Consider the following 16,758-nt stretch of genomic DNA (forward strand, 5'->3'; position numbering starts at 1 on the left):
CCACGCGTTACTCACCCGTCCGCCGCTGTCCACTCACGCATTCATCCGAAGAATCATTTGTGAGCTTCCCGCTCGACTTGCATGTGTTAGGCACGCCGCCAGCGTTCATCCTGAGCCAGGATCAAACTCTTGATAAAAATCGTATATCAACGGACTTTCATCCGTTCATATCTTTCCTGACCAGAACGCTAACGTTCTGTAAGTATCCATTTCTGAATTACTGTTTTCGGAAATTGTCGTGAACCTTGTACTTTTTCAGGTTCGTGCATACTTAGTATGCTTATTTGACTAAATTTCTCGTCTATGGAGTTTTCTAAGTTCATGCCGCTCTCACGAGCGAACTTCTATAATATATCACTTGTCCCTATCGGTGTCAACACTTATTTACATTTTTATTTTTTCTTTTTTCTCCGCTGCGAAACTCCTGAAAACAAGGCCGGCGGCGGAGATCACGTCCCCGGCCGCCGGCCCTCTGTTTCTTCCTGTCCCCCGCTATTCTGTGGTCGTCAGGATGGTCTCGTTTGTTTTGTCTGTCTGGCTCACCTTCATCCGCTTCACATCCTCCGGGTCCACCTTCCCCCGGAGCTTCAGCAGACTCGGCGTCAGGTAGGTGGTCTTCAGCACCTTGCCGTCCAGCGAGATCTTCGAGCACTCTGTGAAGTTCTGGCCTTTGATATAGTACTGGCCTGCCACTTCTTCCACGGACAGCACCTTGATCTTCTTCACGCCCATCTTCATGCCGGCCTTGTGGAACGGGTTCTTCCCTCCGTAGATATAATCCTTGCCGTACAGCATATCATATCCCAGCATCTTCAGATCCGGCAGATAGTTCTTCCCGTGATGGTTCTTCGTCTGGTGATAGATGGTGGTGGTACCCACATGGATTCCCACCCGGTTCAGCACGTCCGCAGAAAGCTGGTAGGCAGTCATGTCCTTGTGCACCGCCTTCATCGGGAAATTGCTCCAGATCACATACTGGGTCTGGTACAGGTCCTTCGCCCGGTATGTGTCTTCCTTGATGTCCAGCGCCGGAATATGGTCGCCGTACATCACCAGAACGGTCGGCTCATCCAGTTTCTTCAGCTCGGTGGTGAGCTGCTTGACGAACTGATCCATTTCATGAACCTGGTTCACATAGTATTCGTACTTATTCTTTGTTTCCTCGTCCTTGGCGCCGGTCACCCGGATCTGCGGATTGGAAAGCAGCGGTTCTGACGGGTACTTGCCATGTCCCTGTACCGAAATAGTATAGATGTAGTCCGGTCTGTCCTTGGTGGATTTCAGCGTCTCCATAATCTGCGGCGTCAGGATCTTGTCCTTCGCCCACCCCTTCGGTGTCTTCTGGACGCCGCTCATATACTCCACGGAAGTGAAGGTATCATATCCCAGATTATTGAACACCTCGTTCCGGTTATAGAACATGGCGCGGTGGTCATGGATCGCATGGGTGCCGTACCCGATGCTCTTCAGATCCCGGGGCACACTTTCTGCCGTCTCGTCCTTCAGAACGGACTTGAACGGATATTCTCCCGGTCCGAAGAATTTCACGGACAGCCCGGTCATCACTTCGAACTCCGTGTTCGCCGTTCCTGCGCCGCAGGCCGGCACCGTCAGGCTGCCGGAAGAATAATTCTTCATCAGCGAACGATAGTACGGAATCGGATCTGCGGACAGCTTGATATTCGTGAACCGCTCCGGATCCACGAAGGATTCCAGCTGCAGGAACAGGATATTCGGTTTCTTCTCTTTCACGGCGCTGTCATTCTTCTTCAGCACCATTGTTTCGTTCTTTCCGGTGTACTGATCCTTGGAGAAAATCCTCTTCACCGCCGCCTCACTATAGTTGGCCGGCCGGTGAATACCGGTATTCATCCAGGTATTGATGAAGCAGTACGGTACACCGTAATCCCGGTATGCGTACTGCAGGTTGCCGAAGAACGTGTTCAGCATCCCGATGCGGATCAATCCGAAAATCGAACCGAATGTGATCAGAATAACCGCCAGAACGCCTGCCAGTGTTTTTTTGTATGGAATCTTCTCCTTCCGCTTCGGCCCCTTGATGAACAGGACCACGAAGGTCACCACCAGCCCCACGATCAGGGCTCCCATACCGATCAGCTGCAGCTTCGAGAAGTAGTTGGTCAGAATGGTCGCTCCGTCGGTGGCGGCGCTCAGGTCCTTCACGGTGAAAGGTGTCATGCGCTGGGTCAGGATCACGCCGTTGGCAATACCGATGATCATCCAGAAGGTGCCCACCAGACTCACCACGAAGGTCCCCCGCCGGAACAGGGCCGACACCACCAGCATGGAATAGAGGATCAGCGTGTTGGCGATGAACACCAGCGGCTTCGTGACCATGTAATAAAGACCGCCGTACAGCGGCTGCTGGTTCCGGGCCATGGTTTCAATCAGCAGATTGAAGATCAACGCCAGAATCAGGCACCAGATGAATGGATTCTTTACGAATTTCCGGTTTCGGAAATTCCTGAATTTCGTCCCCATATGATTAATGACTCTCCTTCTTCTCCATTTCCGTAATCTGATCCGCCAGCCGGGCCATTTCCTCCAGACTCAGGGTCTCCGCCCGCCGTTTCGGATCGATGTCCGCCTTCAGCAGACAGGCCTGCACCGCCGCTTTCGAAAGTCCGGCGCTCTGCAGCGAATTCAGCAGCGTCTTCCGCCGCTGACTGAACCCCGCCTTCACGGTACGGAAGAAGATCTTCTCGTCCTGCACCAAGACCGCCGGCTCATCCCGGAGATCCAGACGGATCACCGTGGAATCCACCTTCGGCTGAGGCATGAAGACTTCCTTCGGCACATCCTCCACTTTCGTGACTGCGCAGTAGTACTGCACCGCTACGGACAAAGCGCCATAGGCTTTCGTTCCGGCACCGGCGCAGATCCGATCGGCTACTTCCTTCTGCATCATCACCGTGATGCTCTCGGCCGGCACCCCGCTCTGAAGAAGTTTCATCAGGATCGGCGTCGTGATGTAGTACGGCAGATTGCCGATAATCTTCACGTGACGCAGATCCCCCTTTTCCTCTGCGATCAGAGCAGGCAGATCCGTTTTCAAGATATCGTTGTGAACAATCTTCACATTATCATACTGGGCAAGTGTATCTGTCAATACCTGAATGAGATTCGGGTCCAGTTCCACGGACACCACCTTCCCCGCCGCTTCGCAGGCGCCGGCGGTGAGCACACCGATCCCGGGACCGATCTCAATGACCAGATCCTCCTTCGTAAGCATCGCTCCTTCCACGATGCCGTCGATTACAGATTTCTCTGTAATAAAATTCTGTCCCAGACTCTTGGAGAATTTAAACCCGTACCGGGCCTTGATCATCCTGATCGTCGATGGATTGTAAAGCTCCATGAAAATCCTTTCTGCTGATGCCGAATGCGTTCAGTTTCGCCAGCATCGCACTCACATTACCGTATCCGATTCCCAGGGCAGCTGCCAGTTTCTCCCGGCGCACCCGGCTGCCGGATCTTCCGCTCAGCCCCGCCCGGATCATATCCCCCATGGTATAGGGATCTTCCTGTTCCCGTACTGTATAACGGGCCTTGGACAGCGCTTCCCGGATCGCCTCCGGCTTCGCGTTCTCCACCCCGATATCCCCCTTCTTCAGGGCATCCTTCTGCGGCAGGTATGCCTGTCCCGCATCCGGATACCGGGCCAGAATTTTCTTCCGGATCTGTTCTCCCGCAAAATCCGGGTCTGTGAGCACAATAATCCCGCAGCTCTGATAGGCTGCGTCAATCTTCGTCCACATGCTGTCGCTCATGCCGAATCCGTGGGTCTCTATGGTTTCAGCGTCCACCGCCGCCTTCACAGCCGCCGTGTCGTCCTTTCCTTCCACTACAATTACTTCTTTTATCTTCATATATCAGTGATTCACTTTCGTTGCTTTCTCTAATTCTGCTGATTCTCCCCGGCTTTCTTGTTATTCTTCTTGTCATCCTTCAGAATATACAGTACTTCCCCCGGCTTAATCATGTTCAACTGTATTCTGGCCTGTTCCTCGATATAATTCCGGTTGTTCACATTGCGGAACTCATTCTGCAGTTCCGCCTTCTGTTTCCGGAGCGCCAGATTCTGCTTCTTCAATTCCGCCTGTTCTGCCTTCAGTTTCACGATCGTCCGGATGGACGTCGCAACGGTGAAGACGATGATCAGAACCAGAACAATCAATACAATGCGAATGGTATCCATCCGCATCTTCTTCCGCCTCCGTCTCCTCGTTTTTTTCCGTTCATCCATAATCCCATCCCCGTCTGTTACTTCGCCGTATGAGCCCAGACTTCCGCCTCGGCCATCCGCTCCGGCACACAGGTACAGCGCTCACCCACATCGGTGATCCCCGTATCGCCGCACTTGTCACACTTATAATGAACGTCGGTGTAATCCATTTCGAAGTCGTGCTCCGTCAGAATCACCGCCCGCTCTTCCGCCAGCCGGTCCATCTTCGCCCGAACCTCCTGATTCTGACCGGCGTCGTGACCGGTGAGAATGATCTTCGACAGCTCCGCCCCCAGTTTCTGGACCGCTTCATCGATTTCCTGAATCCGCGGGATCTTCCGGTAAATTTCCCGGGTACGCTCCTCCGCATCATCCTCCGCCTTCCGGCGCAGGAAATCATAATACTTATTCAGCGTTGCCTGGCTGACTCCCGCCGACCGGTTCACATCGGCAACCCCTCTTCTGTCCGCCTCATTTTTCCAGTTCAGCAGAACCTGATTCACGTAATTAAAATTCGGGCTGGATATGCCGGTTGTCTTCCGGCAGGCTTCCAGCACCTTGTCCATGCTGTAGCCCATCTCATCGAACCAGCTGTCGATCATCCGGGCTTCTTCCTCCGTCACATTCCGGGTGAATCCCAGTGCCTTCATGATCCGCTTCTGCTGATAATGGCGCTGATCGGCTTCCTCCTGATGCTGCCGCACCTTTTCCAGGGTATTCAGCCCCTCCGCTGCCCAGCCGTGCACCACACTGCTGATGTAGCGGATGCTGTTCTTCCCCCGCTCCTGAGAATAGCGCACCGCCTCCTGAATCACTTCCGTCGGAATATGGTCATCCTGAATCCAGGAAAGGATATCCCCCAGTTCCTTGGAACTCAATGTCCTGCCCAGAATCCGCTCGGTTTCATCGAAAAGCTCCCGCACCTGGCGGTTGCCCAGCACGTTTTCCTCCTCTTCCGGTTCCTCCTCCGGTTCCGGCACGTACATCATTTCCTTCATACTCAGGAATTCCACCTTCCCGTCCGCTTTTCCGTCCGGTCCGGTGGCATAGGAGCGCTTCACTGCCCCCAGCTGTTCCCAGTAATTCCAGGCGTCCTCCATCTGCTCGGAGGTGAGCCCCAGCTGCTCCGCCATCATCTGATCCGTAATTTCCAGATGATGCTCGGCATACATACGTCCGTAGACGTAAACCTTCACATAATCCCCCGGGGCCGCCGGCAGGAACTCGTTAATGAAGACATTTTCCAGATGGGAGTCCAGCAGGTAGATATCTCTCGGTTTTCTGCTGCTGAATATCATGATGCACCTCACTTTTATCGGACAAAAAAATTCTACGCCGCCGTCCGCTCCATGGGACGGCAGTGACACCGGTTACGCTTTGTCTGCAAACTTCGTGTAGCGGGCGACCCATGTGAGTTCCACGGTTCCCGTCGGTCCGTTTCTGTGCTTAGCCAGGTTGACCTCACAGATCCCCTGCTTCTCCGATTCCTCGTTATAATAGTCGTCCCGGTACAGGAAGATGACGATGTCTGCGTCCTGCTCGATGGAACCGGATTCTCTCAGGTCTGACAGAACCGGCCGGTGATTCGGACGCATCTCCGGCGCACGGGACAGCTGGGACAGCACCAGCACCGGACAGTCCATTTCCCTGGCCAGAAGCTTCAGGTAACGGGACAGTTCGCTGATTTCCTGCTGTCGGTTATCCGTCCGGGATTCGCCGTGCATCAGCTGGAGATAGTCGATGATGACCAGGTCCAGCCCTTTTTCGGCTTTCATTCTCCGGCACTTGTTCTTGATCTCGAACACGCTCATGTCCGGCGTATCATCGATGTTGATATCCGCCCGGGACAGACGGTCCGAGGCTTCGAAAATATCATTCCACTCACTCTGGCCGATCATGCCCTTCTTCAGTTTCTCACTGTCGATCTTCGCTTCCATGGCCAGAAGTCTCTGGGAAAGCTGGGTCTTCGACATCTCCAGACTGAAAATCAGGACATGTCCCCCGCCCTTCAGTGCGGCATTCTGGGCAATGTTCAGGGCGAATGCTGTTTTTCCCATGGCCGGCCGGGCCGCCAGAATGATCAGGTCGGAATTATGAAGACCGGCAGTCACGTCGTCCAGGGTCTTGAATCCTGTGGTGATGCCGGTTACCTTTCCCCGGTTTCTGACCGCCTGCTCCAGAAGCTCGATGTTTTCCACCAGGATATCGCTCAGCGGGCTGTAGTCACTGCTCTGTCTGGCCTGGGCAATGGAAAAGATATTCTTCTCTGCATTGTCCAGAATGTCGATGGTCTGCTCTTTATTTTCGTAGCACTGCTCTTTGATTTTGTCTGCACTGAGGATCAGCTGGCGGAGGGTGGCAGTCTCTGCCACAATCTTTGCATACTCTGCCGCATTGCTGATGGTCGGTACATTGCCGGTCAGTTCAGCGATGAAACTCCTGCCCCCGCAGGCTTCCAGAGACCCCCGCTTCTTCAGTTCGTCACACACTGTGACCAGGTCGATGGACTTGCCGGCCTTGAACATTTCCCAGATCGTGCTGTAGATTTCCTTGTTTACACTGTCGTAGAAATCCTCCGGGCGGATCAGTTCCGACACATCTGCCAGCGCATCCCGGCTCAGCATGGCGGCGCCCAGTACAGACCGTTCCGCATCCAGATTATGCGGTGGTATTCTTTCCGGCATACTGCCTCCTAATCGGTTACGGTAACGGTGATCTCCGCATTAATGTCATAGTACAATTTGATTTCCACGTGGAACGTGCCCAGATTCTTGATCGGCTGATCCAGCTTGATCTTCTTCTTGTCAACGCTGATGCCAGTCTGTTCCTTCACGGCGTCCGCAATGTCCTTGGAAGTAATGGAACCGAACAGGCGTCCGCCCTCCCCGGACTTCGTCACGATGGTGACCTGTGCCTTCTTCAGCTGTTCGGCCTTTTCGGAGGCAGCGGCTCTCTGCTGTGCCTCTTCCTCCGCCTGCTTCTCCTTCACCTTCTCCAGAGAACGGATATTTCCCTTCGTCGCTTCGATGGCATATCCCTTCGGGATCAGCATGTTGCGGGCATAGCCGTCGTTTACCTTCACAACGTCTCCTGCTCTTCCGGTTCCCTTCACGTCTCTTTTCAGAATTACTACCATATCTTTACCTCTTTTTCATTTCTACTTAATATACAAAACGCGACTGCCAACTCGTTCGCCGTCTGTTATTCCCTATTTCTCTTCACTTTCCTTCGCTGATTCCAGGATGCTGAGAATCATCTGGATCGCATCCTCCGGACTCTCCTCCGTCTGGGCGCCGGCCGTTGTCAGGTGGCCGCCGCCGCCGATCTTCTCCATGATGACCTGCACGTTGATGTCTCCCAGAGAACGGGCGCTCACTGCAGTCTGGCCGGTCTCATCCCTTCCGGCCACGAAGGAGGCCCGGACCCCCTTCACATTCAGCAATTCGTCCGCCACCTGGGAGTTAATCACCTGTGCTTCTTCATTGAACCCCAGACAAGTGGACGTGGCGATTCCGTCCTCCCGGATCGTGGCATTTGCCACTGCTTCCGCCCGGACCTTGAAGTCACTCATGTTCGTCTGGAACAGCCGTTTCACTTCCGTGGTGTCGGCGCCGGCTCTCCTGAGCCATGCCGCCGCTTCGAAAGTCCGGACTCCGGTTTTCACAGCGAATCGGTTCGTATCCACTGTCATGCCGGCCAGCAGCGCCTCTGCCTCCAGTTTCTCCATATCCTTCTTCGATCCGGTATACTGCAGAATTTCCGTAATCAGCTCCGCCGTGGAAGAAGCGTAGGATTCAATATAGGACAGGGACGGATTCTGAATAGCATCCACGGCACGCCGGTGATGATCGATCACCGCAATGTGGTCGGTCTTCTCCAGCAGTTCCCGGCACTGCACGTAACTCGGTCTGTGGGTATCCAGCACAATCAGCAGCGTACTGCTGTCAATCTTCTGGATCGCCTCCTCGTTGTCCAGGAAGGTGTACAGACCACTCTCCTTCGCACTGCGGTACAGCGTCTGCAGACTGTCGTTCACCTCATTCACCACGATGGAAGCATTCCGGCTATTCATCTGGCAGATCCGGAACATACCCAGCGCCGACCCGAATGCATCCATATCCGGATTCCGGTGACCCATGATCATGATCTTCGGAGCGCTCTCGATCAGCCGGCTGAGTGCATGGGAGACAACCCGGGACTTTCCCTTGTTCCCCTTCTCCACCGTCTGCAGCTTTCCGCCGAAGTACTCGATCTTCGTGCCGTTCTTCACCACCGCCTGGTCTCCGCCCCGGCCCATGGCCAGATCCAGCGCCACATCGGCAAAATTTCTCGTCTCACTGATGTTCGATCCGCCCACACCAATGCCGATACTCAGACTCATGGGGAAGTCCGCTTCTGTTTCGATCTCCCGCACTTCATCCAGAATCCCGAACTTGGCCCGGATCATCTCATCCATGTATTCCTGTTGGAAATAGATGATATATTCGCTGTTGCTGACGATGACGATGGATCCGCTGATCTTCGCCGCCCACTTCCGGATATCCTTGTCCACCTGGGATGTGATCGTCATCCGCATATCCGGCTCTGTATTCGCCTTCATCTCGTCGAAGTTATCGATGTTGACCCGGGCCACACAGACCTTCTCATCCCGGTAACGCTTCTTCAGGACTTCATAATCTGTGATATCCATGAAGAATACGTAGATGCCTCCGTTTTCATCTTCCGGCAGGGTGGCCTGCAGGCGGAAGATCCGGTCATTTCTCTCGATTGTCTGGGCCAGGTCATTCTGCGCCGCAGCGATCAGGTCGTCAATCCGGATTCCTGTCAGTGCGAAAAAATCATAGTCCCTGATATCATCATAGATGAAGACCTGATTGATCATCCCGTTGAAATCCTTGATTTTCCCGTTCGGATCCACCACGCACATCGGTACCGGTATTCGATTCACGATCCGTTCGCCCTTCATTGATTCAGACATAAACTTCCTTCCGTTTCACATGAAACATATCCCGAACTACTCTGATATCAACAGATCCAGCAGACGATTCAATTCATCGCTGCTATAGTATTCGAGTCTGATCGATCCCTTCTTTCCGGTGCTGTCGATCGATACTCTGGTTCCGTATATTTCCTTCAGCCGGTTTTCCGCCCGGACGGTGTCCGGACTTTTCACCCGTTTCGCCCGTTTCCTGCGGGGACGGGTGTTCTGTGCCACCAGCTTCTCCACGTCCCGGACGGACAGACCATCCTTCACAATTCTGCTGCAGATTTCCGACTGCAGTTTCGGATCCTCCACACTGATCAGTGCTCTGGCGTGACCCATGGAGAGTTTTCCTTCACTGACCAATTCCTGAATATATTCCGGCAGTTTCAGAAGACGGAGAGAATTGCTGATATACGGGCGGCTCTTGCTGATACTTTTGGATACCTCTTCCTGGGTCATTCCAAACTTCTTGATCATCTGATTCAGCCCGTTTGCCTCTTCGATCGGATCCAGATCCTCCCGCTGCAGGTTCTCGATGATGGCGATGAGCATATTCTCTTCATCCGTGAATTCCCGGATGATGCAGGGAACTTTCTCCAGATCTGCTCTTCTGGCAGCCCGCCATCTGCGTTCCCCGGCTACGATTTCGTAGAACGCTCCGCTCCTTCTCACCACAAGAGGCTGAATGATTCCGTGTTTCAGAATCGATTCAGCCAGCTCCGCAATACGTTCCTCATTAAATTTCTTTCGCGGCTGATTCACATTAGGCTTGATCTGCTCGATACCGATGTAGACCACACTGTTCTCGTCCGCCTTCTGTTTCTCCTCTGCCGCTTCCGCCTTTTCCAGGACTGGTGCCTGATCCGCAAACAGCGCATCCAGTCCCCTTCCCAGACCTTTCTTCTTCGGAGTTCTCGGCATTACTTCGCTCCCTCCCATTCCAGGAATTCTATTGCGAATGCGTTATAGGCCTGTGCTCCCTTGGATTTCGGATCATATTCCGTGATCGCCATACCGAATCCCGGTGCCTCTGCCAGACGAATATTCCGTGGTATCACCGTAGAATACACCTTCGACCCGAAGTACTTCTTCACTTCCTGTACCACCTGGATCGACAGGTTCGTTCTGCCATCGAACATACTGAGCACGACGCCTTCAATTTCCAGTTCCGGATTCAGATTCTTCTTCACCAGATCGATGGTGCTGACCAGCTGGCTGACTCCCTCCAGAGCGTAGAACTCACACTGAATCGGGATCAGCACACCGTTCACCGCAGCCAGAGAATTGATGGTCAGAAGACCCAGAGACGGCGGGCAGTCGATAAAAATGAAATCATAGTCATCCCGGATTCTGTCGATGGCGTGACGCAGCCTCTGTTCTCTCCCGTCCAGTTCCACCAGCTCGATTTCTGCTCCCGCCAGATCTGTGTTGGCAGGAATCAGGTCCAGTCCCTCCACATTAGTGTGCATGACTGCCTTCCTCGTATCGAACTCCGCATCAATCAGCAGGTCATATACGGTATATTCCAGATCTTTCTTCGATACACCGATGCCGCTGGTCGTATTTCCCTGGGGATCGATGTCCAGCATCAGTACTTTCTTTCCGAGCTGCGCCAGACTCGCCCCGAGATTGATATTCGTTGTGGTCTTTCCGACGCCGCCCTTCTGGTTAAAAATTGCTATTGCTCTACCCAAATTAAGCCTCCTGTATCTGAATCTGACTGGACATAATTATATAACAGACTCCAATTCAGTACCAGAGTTTTAACAGAAAACACACATTGTTTCACGTGAAACACGCATCACCGGATCGGTGATTTTCCCGGTGTGCCGGCCCGTCTCGGATAACGGGACGGTGTTTCGGACACCTTACGGATCACGATCAGATTATGGTGAAACATCTCGGTGTGAAGTTCTTCCACCCGGTCCGTCTTTCCGCCCAGAATCCGGATGGCCTTCTTGGCAGCCCCCAGTTCTTCTTCAATATCCGGTCCCTTATATGCGATGAAATATCCCCCCGTTTTCACCAGTGGCAGACAGTATTCCGCCAGCACCGAAAGATTAGCCACCGCCCGGGACACACACAGGTCATACTGCTGCCGGAAGGCCGGGTTCCGGCCGATGTCCTCTGCCCTGCCATGGACCGTTTCCACATTGGCGATGCCGATTCTGCCGCAGAGATTCTCGATCACATTCAGGCGTTTCTTCAGCGAATCCGCCAGCGTGAACCGTTTCTCCGGACTGACCGCCGCCAGCGGGATTCCCGGAAACCCGCCGCCGGTACCCATGTCGATGATCTTCTCCGCATTCTGATACTCCTTCAGCTGGCAGATCACCGCCGAATCCACGTAGTGTTTCATGACGAATTCTTCCGGATCCGTAATGGAAGTCAGATTGATATTCCGGTTATATTCCAGAATTCCCTCCATATAGGACAGCAGCTTGTCGTGCTGCGCTTCATCCAGCGTAATATGTATCTTTTCAAAAGCCGTATTCAGCAGATCGCTCATGGATTCATTCTCCTCATCTTCTCCAGATAAATCAGCAGTACATTAATATCCGCCGGGGATACACCGGAAATCCGGGAAGCCTGTCCCACGGAAACCGGACGGATCCGGTTCAGCTTCTGCCGCGCTTCAATCCTGAGGTTCTCGATGGATCCGTAATCCAGATCCGCCGGCAGTCGCTTGGATTCCAGCTTCCGGAACTTTTCAATCCGCCGCTCCTGCATGCCGATATACCCTTCGTACTTCGTCTGTACTTCCACCTGCGCAGTCAGATGAGACTGCAGGGCCGGCCGTTCCGGATCCACTGCCCGCATATTCTCATAGGTCACCTCCGGACGCTTCAGCAGCTCGTACAGTGAAACCCGGTTCTGCAGCGGGGCGCTTCCAATACTTTCCAGATAATCATTCGCCTCTGCCGGTCCCACACTGACCTTCCGGAGCCGGTTCAGTTCCCCGTCCACCTGCGCCTGTTTCTTCAGAAACTTCTGATATCGCTGTTCTGTAACCAGTCCGATGTCGTATCCCCGCTTCGTCAACCGGGCGTCAGCGTTGTCCTGCCTCAGAACCAGCCTATATTCCGCTCTGCTGGTCATTATTCTGTAAGGTTCATTAGTACCTTTGGTCACCAGATCGTCGATTAGAACGCCAATATAAGCCTCGCTTCGATCCAGAATGAACGGATCTTTTCCATTAATTGACAGAACCGCATTGATTCCCGCCATCAGGCCCTGGGCCGCCGCCTCCTCATAGCCGGAACTTCCATTAAACTGTCCGGCACAGAACAGCCCCGGAATGGAACGATATTCCAGATTCAGTTTCAGATCCGTCGGATCGATGCAGTCATACTCGATGGCATAGGCCGGCCTGGTGATGGTAATATTCTCCAGTCCCTCGATGGTGTGGTAGAATTCCACCTGTACATCTTCCGGCAGACTGCTGGACATCCCCTGGATATACATTTCCTCCGTGTCCCTGCCCTCCGGCTCCACGAAAAGCTGGTGCCGCTTCCGATCCGGGAACCGCTCGATTTTCGTCTCAATGGAAGGACAGTATCTGGGACCGGTGCCCACGATCTCCCCCGTATACAGACCCGAACGCTCATAATTATCCCGGATGACCTGATGGGTCTGTTCGTTCGTGTAGGTGAGCCAGCACGGAACCTGCTCACATTCCAGGGAGTCATTCATGAAAGAGAACGGAACAATCTCCTCATCGCCGTCCTGCCGGGTCATCTTAGTGTAATCGAAGGTGTCCGCCAGGGCCCGGGCAGGTGTCCCGGTCTTGAACCGGCGCATGTGCATACCCAGATCCTTCAGATGATCCGCCAGTTCCACCGACGGAGCCAGCCCGTTCGGCCCGCTGGCGAAGCTGCTTTCCCCGATAAATATCTTTCCCCGAAGGAATGTGCCGGTGGCCAGAATCACAGCCCGGCACCGGTAATAGGCCCCTGTCTTGGTCAGAACCCCCCGGACCCGGCCGTCGCTGACATCCAGGTCCACGATCTCCGCCTGCTTCATATCCAGACCCGGCTGCCGCTCGATGGTTTTCTTCATCTCCCGGTGATACTTTTCCTTGTCCGCCTGGGCCCGGAGGGAGTGTACCGCCGGTCCCTTGGATGTATTCAGCATACGGCTCTGGATGAACGTCTTGTCGATATTCAGACCCATTTCTCCGCCCAGCGCATCGATTTCCCGGACCAGGTGGCCCTTCCCGGTTCCTCCCACCGCCGGATTGCAGGGCATCATGGCGATGGCTTCCAGATTGATCGAGAACATGACCGTTTTCGCACCCATCCGGGCCGATGCCAGCGCCGCTTCGCAGCCCGCATGACCTGCCCCGATGACCGCCACGTCATATTCTCCCATAAAAAAATGTTCCATATTCACTCCTACTTACCCAGACAGAACCGGGAGAAGACCTCATTCAGAATATCGTCGCTGACCGATTCCCCGATGATACTGCCCAGATTTTCATACGCCTCCTGCACATCCAGCTCAATGATCTCCAGCGGTTCGCCGAGATCCGTGAGCCGGAGGGCATCCCTGAGATGCTTTTCTGTCTTCGACAAAAAATCCGACTGGCGTGCGTTCGTCACCATGGAGTCGCTGCTCATGCTGACTTCTCCCTGATACACTCTCCGGACGATGGCGTCCTCGATCGCTTCCAGCCCCGTTTCCTCCGTCATGGAGGCCTCGATCAGCTCCACGCCCGGAAGGCGCTCCCGAATCTGATCGGAAGTGATCACCTGCCCTTTGTCCACCTTGTTCAGCACCGCCACAGCCCGGGACGGATCCACATGGGGAATGATTTCCTCGTCCTCCCCGGAAAGCGGACGGGTGCTGTCCAGCATGAAAATCACCAGATCCGCCTCATTGAAAGAAGCCTTGGACCGCTGGATACCGATGTTCTCAATCCGGTCCTCTGTTTCCCGGATTCCCGCCGTGTCAGTGAGAAGCACCGGAATTCCCTTCACACTGAGCTTCTCCTGAATGGTATCCCGGGTGGTCCCCGGAATATCCGTGACAATCGCCCGGCTTTCCCGGAGCAGATTATTCATCAGGGAGGATTTACCCACATTCGGTTTTCCGATGATGGCAACTTTCAGTCCCTCACTGATGATCCGGCCGGTGCGGGCGCTGTCCAGCAGAGTCCGGACTTTCTGCGCCGCACTTTCCAGAGCGGCGTTCAGTTTCTCGTAGGTGACGATTTCAATGTCTTCATCCGGATAGTCGATGTTGACCGTGAGATTCACTAGAATATCCATCAGATCCTTTCGGATATCCCGGATTTTTTCGGAAAGTTTTCCCTCCAGCTGCCCCATGGCCACGTCGAAAGTTCTGTCCGCCTTCGCCTCGATGAGATCCATCACCGCTTCTGCCTGGGTCAGGTCCAGCCGGCCGCCCAGGAAGGCCCGCTGGGTGAATTCTCCCCGCTCCGCAGATCTAGCACCGGAACGGAGCACCAGTTCCAGTGTTCGCCGAAGGGGCACGATCCCGCCGTGACAGTTGATTTCCACCACATCCTCCGTGGTGTAGGTTTTCGGTCCCTTCATGTAGACGCAGAGAACTTCATCCACAACTTTTCCGTCCGCCGGATCGACGATATGTCCGTAGGTCATCTTCCGGTCTTCCATCCCCCGGCGGCCGCCGGGCCGGCGGAAGATCTTCTCCAGTACCAGCAGAGCATCCTCTCCGCTGATACGGATGATGCCGATGCCCCCTTCCCCGAAAGGCGTTGAAATCGCCGCAATTGTATCTTCCATCATAATTTGCCTCTGTAAAGTACGAAAAACGCCCGCATGAGCCGCGGGCGTTTTCTGTATCATGATCCGAATGAACCTATTTCAGTTCAATAATCACTCTTCTGTACGGGTCCTGACCTTCACTTCTGGTGGTGACGTCAGGATTCGACTGCAGCGTGGAATGAATCACCTTACGTTCATAAGGGTTCATCGGCTCCAGTCTGACACTGTGACGGGTCTTCACAACCTTGCGGGCCAGCCGGTCGGCCAGCTGTTCCAGTGTCTTCTCTCTTCTCGACCTGTAATTCTCGGCATCCACAACCACCTTGATGTAGTCCTTGTGGTCCTTGTTCACCACGAGGCTGGTCAGGTACTGGATGGCATCCAGTGTCTGTCCCCGCTTGCCGATGATCGTACGGGTATCCGCACCGTTAATATCGATCAGGACATGACTTTCGTCCGCCTTGCAGTCGATCTTCAGATCGAGTCCCATCTTCTCGACCACATCCGTCAGGAATACCTTCGCCGGATGGTCATCTGCCTCCGGAAGCTGATCCATTTCGCGATGGAAATCCATCTCCGGAAGTTTGCTGACATATTCCGTTTCGGCTTCAGAATGGCCGCGGCCTCTGCGCTCTCTTCTGTCGCCCTTTCCGTGTTTTCTGTCAGACTTCTCAGAGTGAGATCTGCAGACAGGCTTCTCTTCTGCTTCCACAGCAGCTGCTGCCTCAGTCTCCTCTTTCTTCACTTCTTCTACGGGTTCCACAGCCGGTTCTTCAACCTTCGCAGGTTCCGGTGTATCGTTCTTCGGTTCCGGCTTCACCGGAGCTTCCTTTTTCCGGGAAACTCTGACGTGAGCGAGCTTGGAACCGATTCCGAAAAATCCCCTGGAAGGCTGCTCGAGAACTTCAATTTCGACCTGTTCTCTGGTCAGCTTCAGGTCGGCGAGAGCAAGTTCTACAGCAGAATCGACATCGTCGCCCCATTTTTCTGTTGAATCCATAATTATCTCTTTACTCCTTGGCCAGCTCTGACAGGCTTTCTTCTCTTTTTCTTCTTCTCTTCCTGTTCCTCTTTCAGCTTATTGCGCAGCTGGGCGAAACGGATATTATAGAAGATCTGGATGAACTGACTGATGAACCAGTATGTTGCCAGTCCTGCCGCATAGGTCTTCGCAAGCCAGATGATCATGATCGGGAAACCGTATTTCATGATCATATTCATCGCCTTTCCCTGGGCCTGGGAACCGCCCGGCAAAGTGCCGGCGCCCATGGCCTGGGACATATACGTCGCAGCGAATGTGGCAACACCGGACAGGATCGGAAGAATCCACGGGTCCGGCTGGGAAAGGTCGTTGATCCACAGGAACTGTTCGTGGATCGCGAAGATCATATTCGTATCAGCACTGGAAATATAGTTCAGCGGGTTCCGCAGCAGTGCGAACAATCCCATGATGATGAACATCTGGATCGCCATCGGGAGACATCCTGCCATAGGATGGATATTCTCTTCCTTGTAGAGCTTCTCCATCTCCATGCTCAGTTTCTCTCTGTCAGCACCATACTTCTTCTGAAGCTCTGTCATCTTCGGCTGCAGGTCTCCCATACCCGCCATGGACATGATCTGTCTCTTATAGGCCGGATACAGGCACAGCTTGACGATCAGTGTCAGGATAATCAGGGTAATACCGTAATTACCGATCACACCGTACAGCAGCTTCAGAATCACACCGAGCGGCTGGGCCATAATTCCAAAAAAATTCATTTAAATGTAAATCCTCC

The 16,758-nt window shown here is 53.8% G+C and carries 15 protein-coding genes and 1 rRNA gene; all 16 read right to left on the minus strand.

The window, feature by feature from the left end:
* Positions 1-137: ribosomal RNA gene (locus BLQ24_RS07250) — 16S ribosomal RNA — on the minus strand; the annotation flags it as partial.
* Positions 138-492: 355 nt separating this feature from the next.
* Positions 493-2,502 carry an LTA synthase family protein gene (locus tag BLQ24_RS07255; protein WP_090164173.1) on the minus strand — a complete coding sequence of 670 codons (2,010 nt, stop codon included), beginning with the start codon at positions 2,500-2,502 and terminating at the stop codon, positions 493-495.
* 4 nt (positions 2,503-2,506) lie between these two features.
* Complete coding sequence (rsmA, locus tag BLQ24_RS07260) at positions 2,507-3,379, minus strand: 16S rRNA (adenine(1518)-N(6)/adenine(1519)-N(6))-dimethyltransferase RsmA (RefSeq protein ID WP_090164175.1); 873 nt, start codon at positions 3,377-3,379, stop codon at positions 2,507-2,509.
* Positions 3,324-3,890: a ribonuclease M5 gene (rnmV, locus tag BLQ24_RS07265; protein WP_090164177.1), complete on the minus strand. Its 567-nt coding sequence runs from the start codon at positions 3,888-3,890 to the stop codon at positions 3,324-3,326. Before rnmV ends, rsmA begins: the two co-directional genes overlap by 56 nt.
* Before the next feature lie 29 nt (positions 3,891-3,919).
* Positions 3,920-4,267, minus strand: coding sequence for an FtsB family cell division protein (locus BLQ24_RS07270; RefSeq protein WP_090164179.1), 348 nt, complete (start codon positions 4,265-4,267; stop codon positions 3,920-3,922).
* A 17-nt stretch (positions 4,268-4,284) separates the two neighbouring features.
* Positions 4,285-5,544 carry a DnaD domain protein gene (locus BLQ24_RS07275; protein WP_090164181.1) on the minus strand — a complete coding sequence of 420 codons (1,260 nt, stop codon included), beginning with the start codon at positions 5,542-5,544 and terminating at the stop codon, positions 4,285-4,287.
* Between the two features lie 72 nt (positions 5,545-5,616).
* Entirely contained in the window at positions 5,617-6,930 is a 1,314-nt protein-coding gene (gene dnaB / locus BLQ24_RS07280) for a replicative DNA helicase (protein ID WP_090164183.1), read from the minus strand.
* Positions 6,931-6,938: 8 nt separating this feature from the next.
* Positions 6,939-7,382 carry a 50S ribosomal protein L9 gene (rplI, locus tag BLQ24_RS07285; protein ID WP_090164185.1) on the minus strand — a complete coding sequence of 148 codons (444 nt, stop codon included), beginning with the start codon at positions 7,380-7,382 and terminating at the stop codon, positions 6,939-6,941.
* 72 nt (positions 7,383-7,454) lie between these two features.
* The gene (locus BLQ24_RS07290) at positions 7,455-9,224 is read right to left on the minus strand and encodes a DHH family phosphoesterase (RefSeq protein ID WP_242869613.1); all 1,770 of its coding nucleotides are present in this window, start codon (positions 9,222-9,224) and stop codon (positions 7,455-7,457) included.
* 36 nt (positions 9,225-9,260) lie between these two features.
* A complete protein-coding gene (locus tag BLQ24_RS07295) occupies positions 9,261-10,151 on the minus strand; it encodes a ParB/RepB/Spo0J family partition protein (protein WP_090164189.1) in 891 nt (296 codons plus the stop codon).
* A complete protein-coding gene (locus BLQ24_RS07300; RefSeq protein WP_090164191.1) occupies positions 10,151-10,924 on the minus strand; it encodes a ParA family protein in 774 nt (257 codons plus the stop codon). Before BLQ24_RS07300 ends, BLQ24_RS07295 begins: the two co-directional genes overlap by 1 nt.
* Positions 10,925-11,031: 107 nt before the next feature.
* Positions 11,032-11,739 carry a 16S rRNA (guanine(527)-N(7))-methyltransferase RsmG gene (gene rsmG, locus BLQ24_RS07305; protein WP_090164193.1) on the minus strand — a complete coding sequence of 236 codons (708 nt, stop codon included), beginning with the start codon at positions 11,737-11,739 and terminating at the stop codon, positions 11,032-11,034.
* Positions 11,736-13,616 carry a tRNA uridine-5-carboxymethylaminomethyl(34) synthesis enzyme MnmG gene (mnmG, locus tag BLQ24_RS07310; protein WP_090164195.1) on the minus strand — a complete coding sequence of 627 codons (1,881 nt, stop codon included), beginning with the start codon at positions 13,614-13,616 and terminating at the stop codon, positions 11,736-11,738. The genes rsmG and mnmG overlap by 4 nt, the downstream gene beginning before the upstream one ends.
* 8 nt (positions 13,617-13,624) lie before the next feature.
* A complete protein-coding gene (gene mnmE, locus BLQ24_RS07315) occupies positions 13,625-15,001 on the minus strand; it encodes a tRNA uridine-5-carboxymethylaminomethyl(34) synthesis GTPase MnmE (RefSeq protein WP_242869614.1) in 1,377 nt (458 codons plus the stop codon).
* Positions 15,002-15,074: 73 nt separating this feature from the next.
* Positions 15,075-15,980, minus strand: a complete 906-nt coding sequence (jag, locus tag BLQ24_RS07320; protein ID WP_090164197.1) for an RNA-binding cell elongation regulator Jag/EloR — start codon at positions 15,978-15,980, stop codon at positions 15,075-15,077.
* Between the two features lie 2 nt (positions 15,981-15,982).
* Positions 15,983-16,741, minus strand: coding sequence for a YidC/Oxa1 family membrane protein insertase (locus BLQ24_RS07325; protein ID WP_090164199.1), 759 nt, complete (start codon positions 16,739-16,741; stop codon positions 15,983-15,985).
* Positions 16,742-16,758 lie beyond the last annotated feature (17 nt).

Source organism: Eubacterium pyruvativorans, from assembly GCF_900102225.1.
Classification (GTDB): domain Bacteria; phylum Bacillota; class Clostridia; order Peptostreptococcales; family Anaerovoracaceae; genus Aminicella; species Aminicella pyruvativorans.

Excerpts from the sequence above, each read along its gene's own strand:
- rsmA (WP_090164175.1), bottom strand. The coding sequence starts at position 3,379 with ATGGAGCTTTACAATCCATCGACGATCAGGATGATCAAGGCCCGGTAC.
- BLQ24_RS07270 (WP_090164179.1), bottom strand. The coding sequence starts at position 4,267 with ATGGATGAACGGAAAAAAACGAGGAGACGGAGGCGGAAGAAGATGCGG.
- rplI (WP_090164185.1), bottom strand. The coding sequence starts at position 7,382 with ATGGTAGTAATTCTGAAAAGAGACGTGAAGGGAACCGGAAGAGCAGGA.
- BLQ24_RS07325 (WP_090164199.1), bottom strand. The coding sequence starts at position 16,741 with ATGAATTTTTTTGGAATTATGGCCCAGCCGCTCGGTGTGATTCTGAAG.
- mnmG (WP_090164195.1), bottom strand. The coding sequence starts at position 13,616 with ATGGAACATTTTTTTATGGGAGAATATGACGTGGCGGTCATCGGGGCA.
- BLQ24_RS07275 (WP_090164181.1), bottom strand. The coding sequence starts at position 5,544 with ATGATATTCAGCAGCAGAAAACCGAGAGATATCTACCTGCTGGACTCC.
- mnmE (WP_242869614.1), bottom strand. The coding sequence starts at position 15,001 with ATGATGGAAGATACAATTGCGGCGATTTCAACGCCTTTCGGGGAAGGG.
- dnaB (WP_090164183.1), bottom strand. The coding sequence starts at position 6,930 with ATGCCGGAAAGAATACCACCGCATAATCTGGATGCGGAACGGTCTGTA.
- rnmV (WP_090164177.1), bottom strand. The coding sequence starts at position 3,890 with ATGAAGATAAAAGAAGTAATTGTAGTGGAAGGAAAGGACGACACGGCG.
- BLQ24_RS07290 (WP_242869613.1), bottom strand. The coding sequence starts at position 9,224 with ATGTCTGAATCAATGAAGGGCGAACGGATCGTGAATCGAATACCGGTA.
- rsmG (WP_090164193.1), bottom strand. The coding sequence starts at position 11,739 with ATGAGCGATCTGCTGAATACGGCTTTTGAAAAGATACATATTACGCTG.
- jag (WP_090164197.1), bottom strand. The coding sequence starts at position 15,980 with ATGGATTCAACAGAAAAATGGGGCGACGATGTCGATTCTGCTGTAGAA.
- BLQ24_RS07295 (WP_090164189.1), bottom strand. The coding sequence starts at position 10,151 with ATGCCGAGAACTCCGAAGAAGAAAGGTCTGGGAAGGGGACTGGATGCG.
- BLQ24_RS07255 (WP_090164173.1), bottom strand. The coding sequence starts at position 2,502 with ATGGGGACGAAATTCAGGAATTTCCGAAACCGGAAATTCGTAAAGAAT.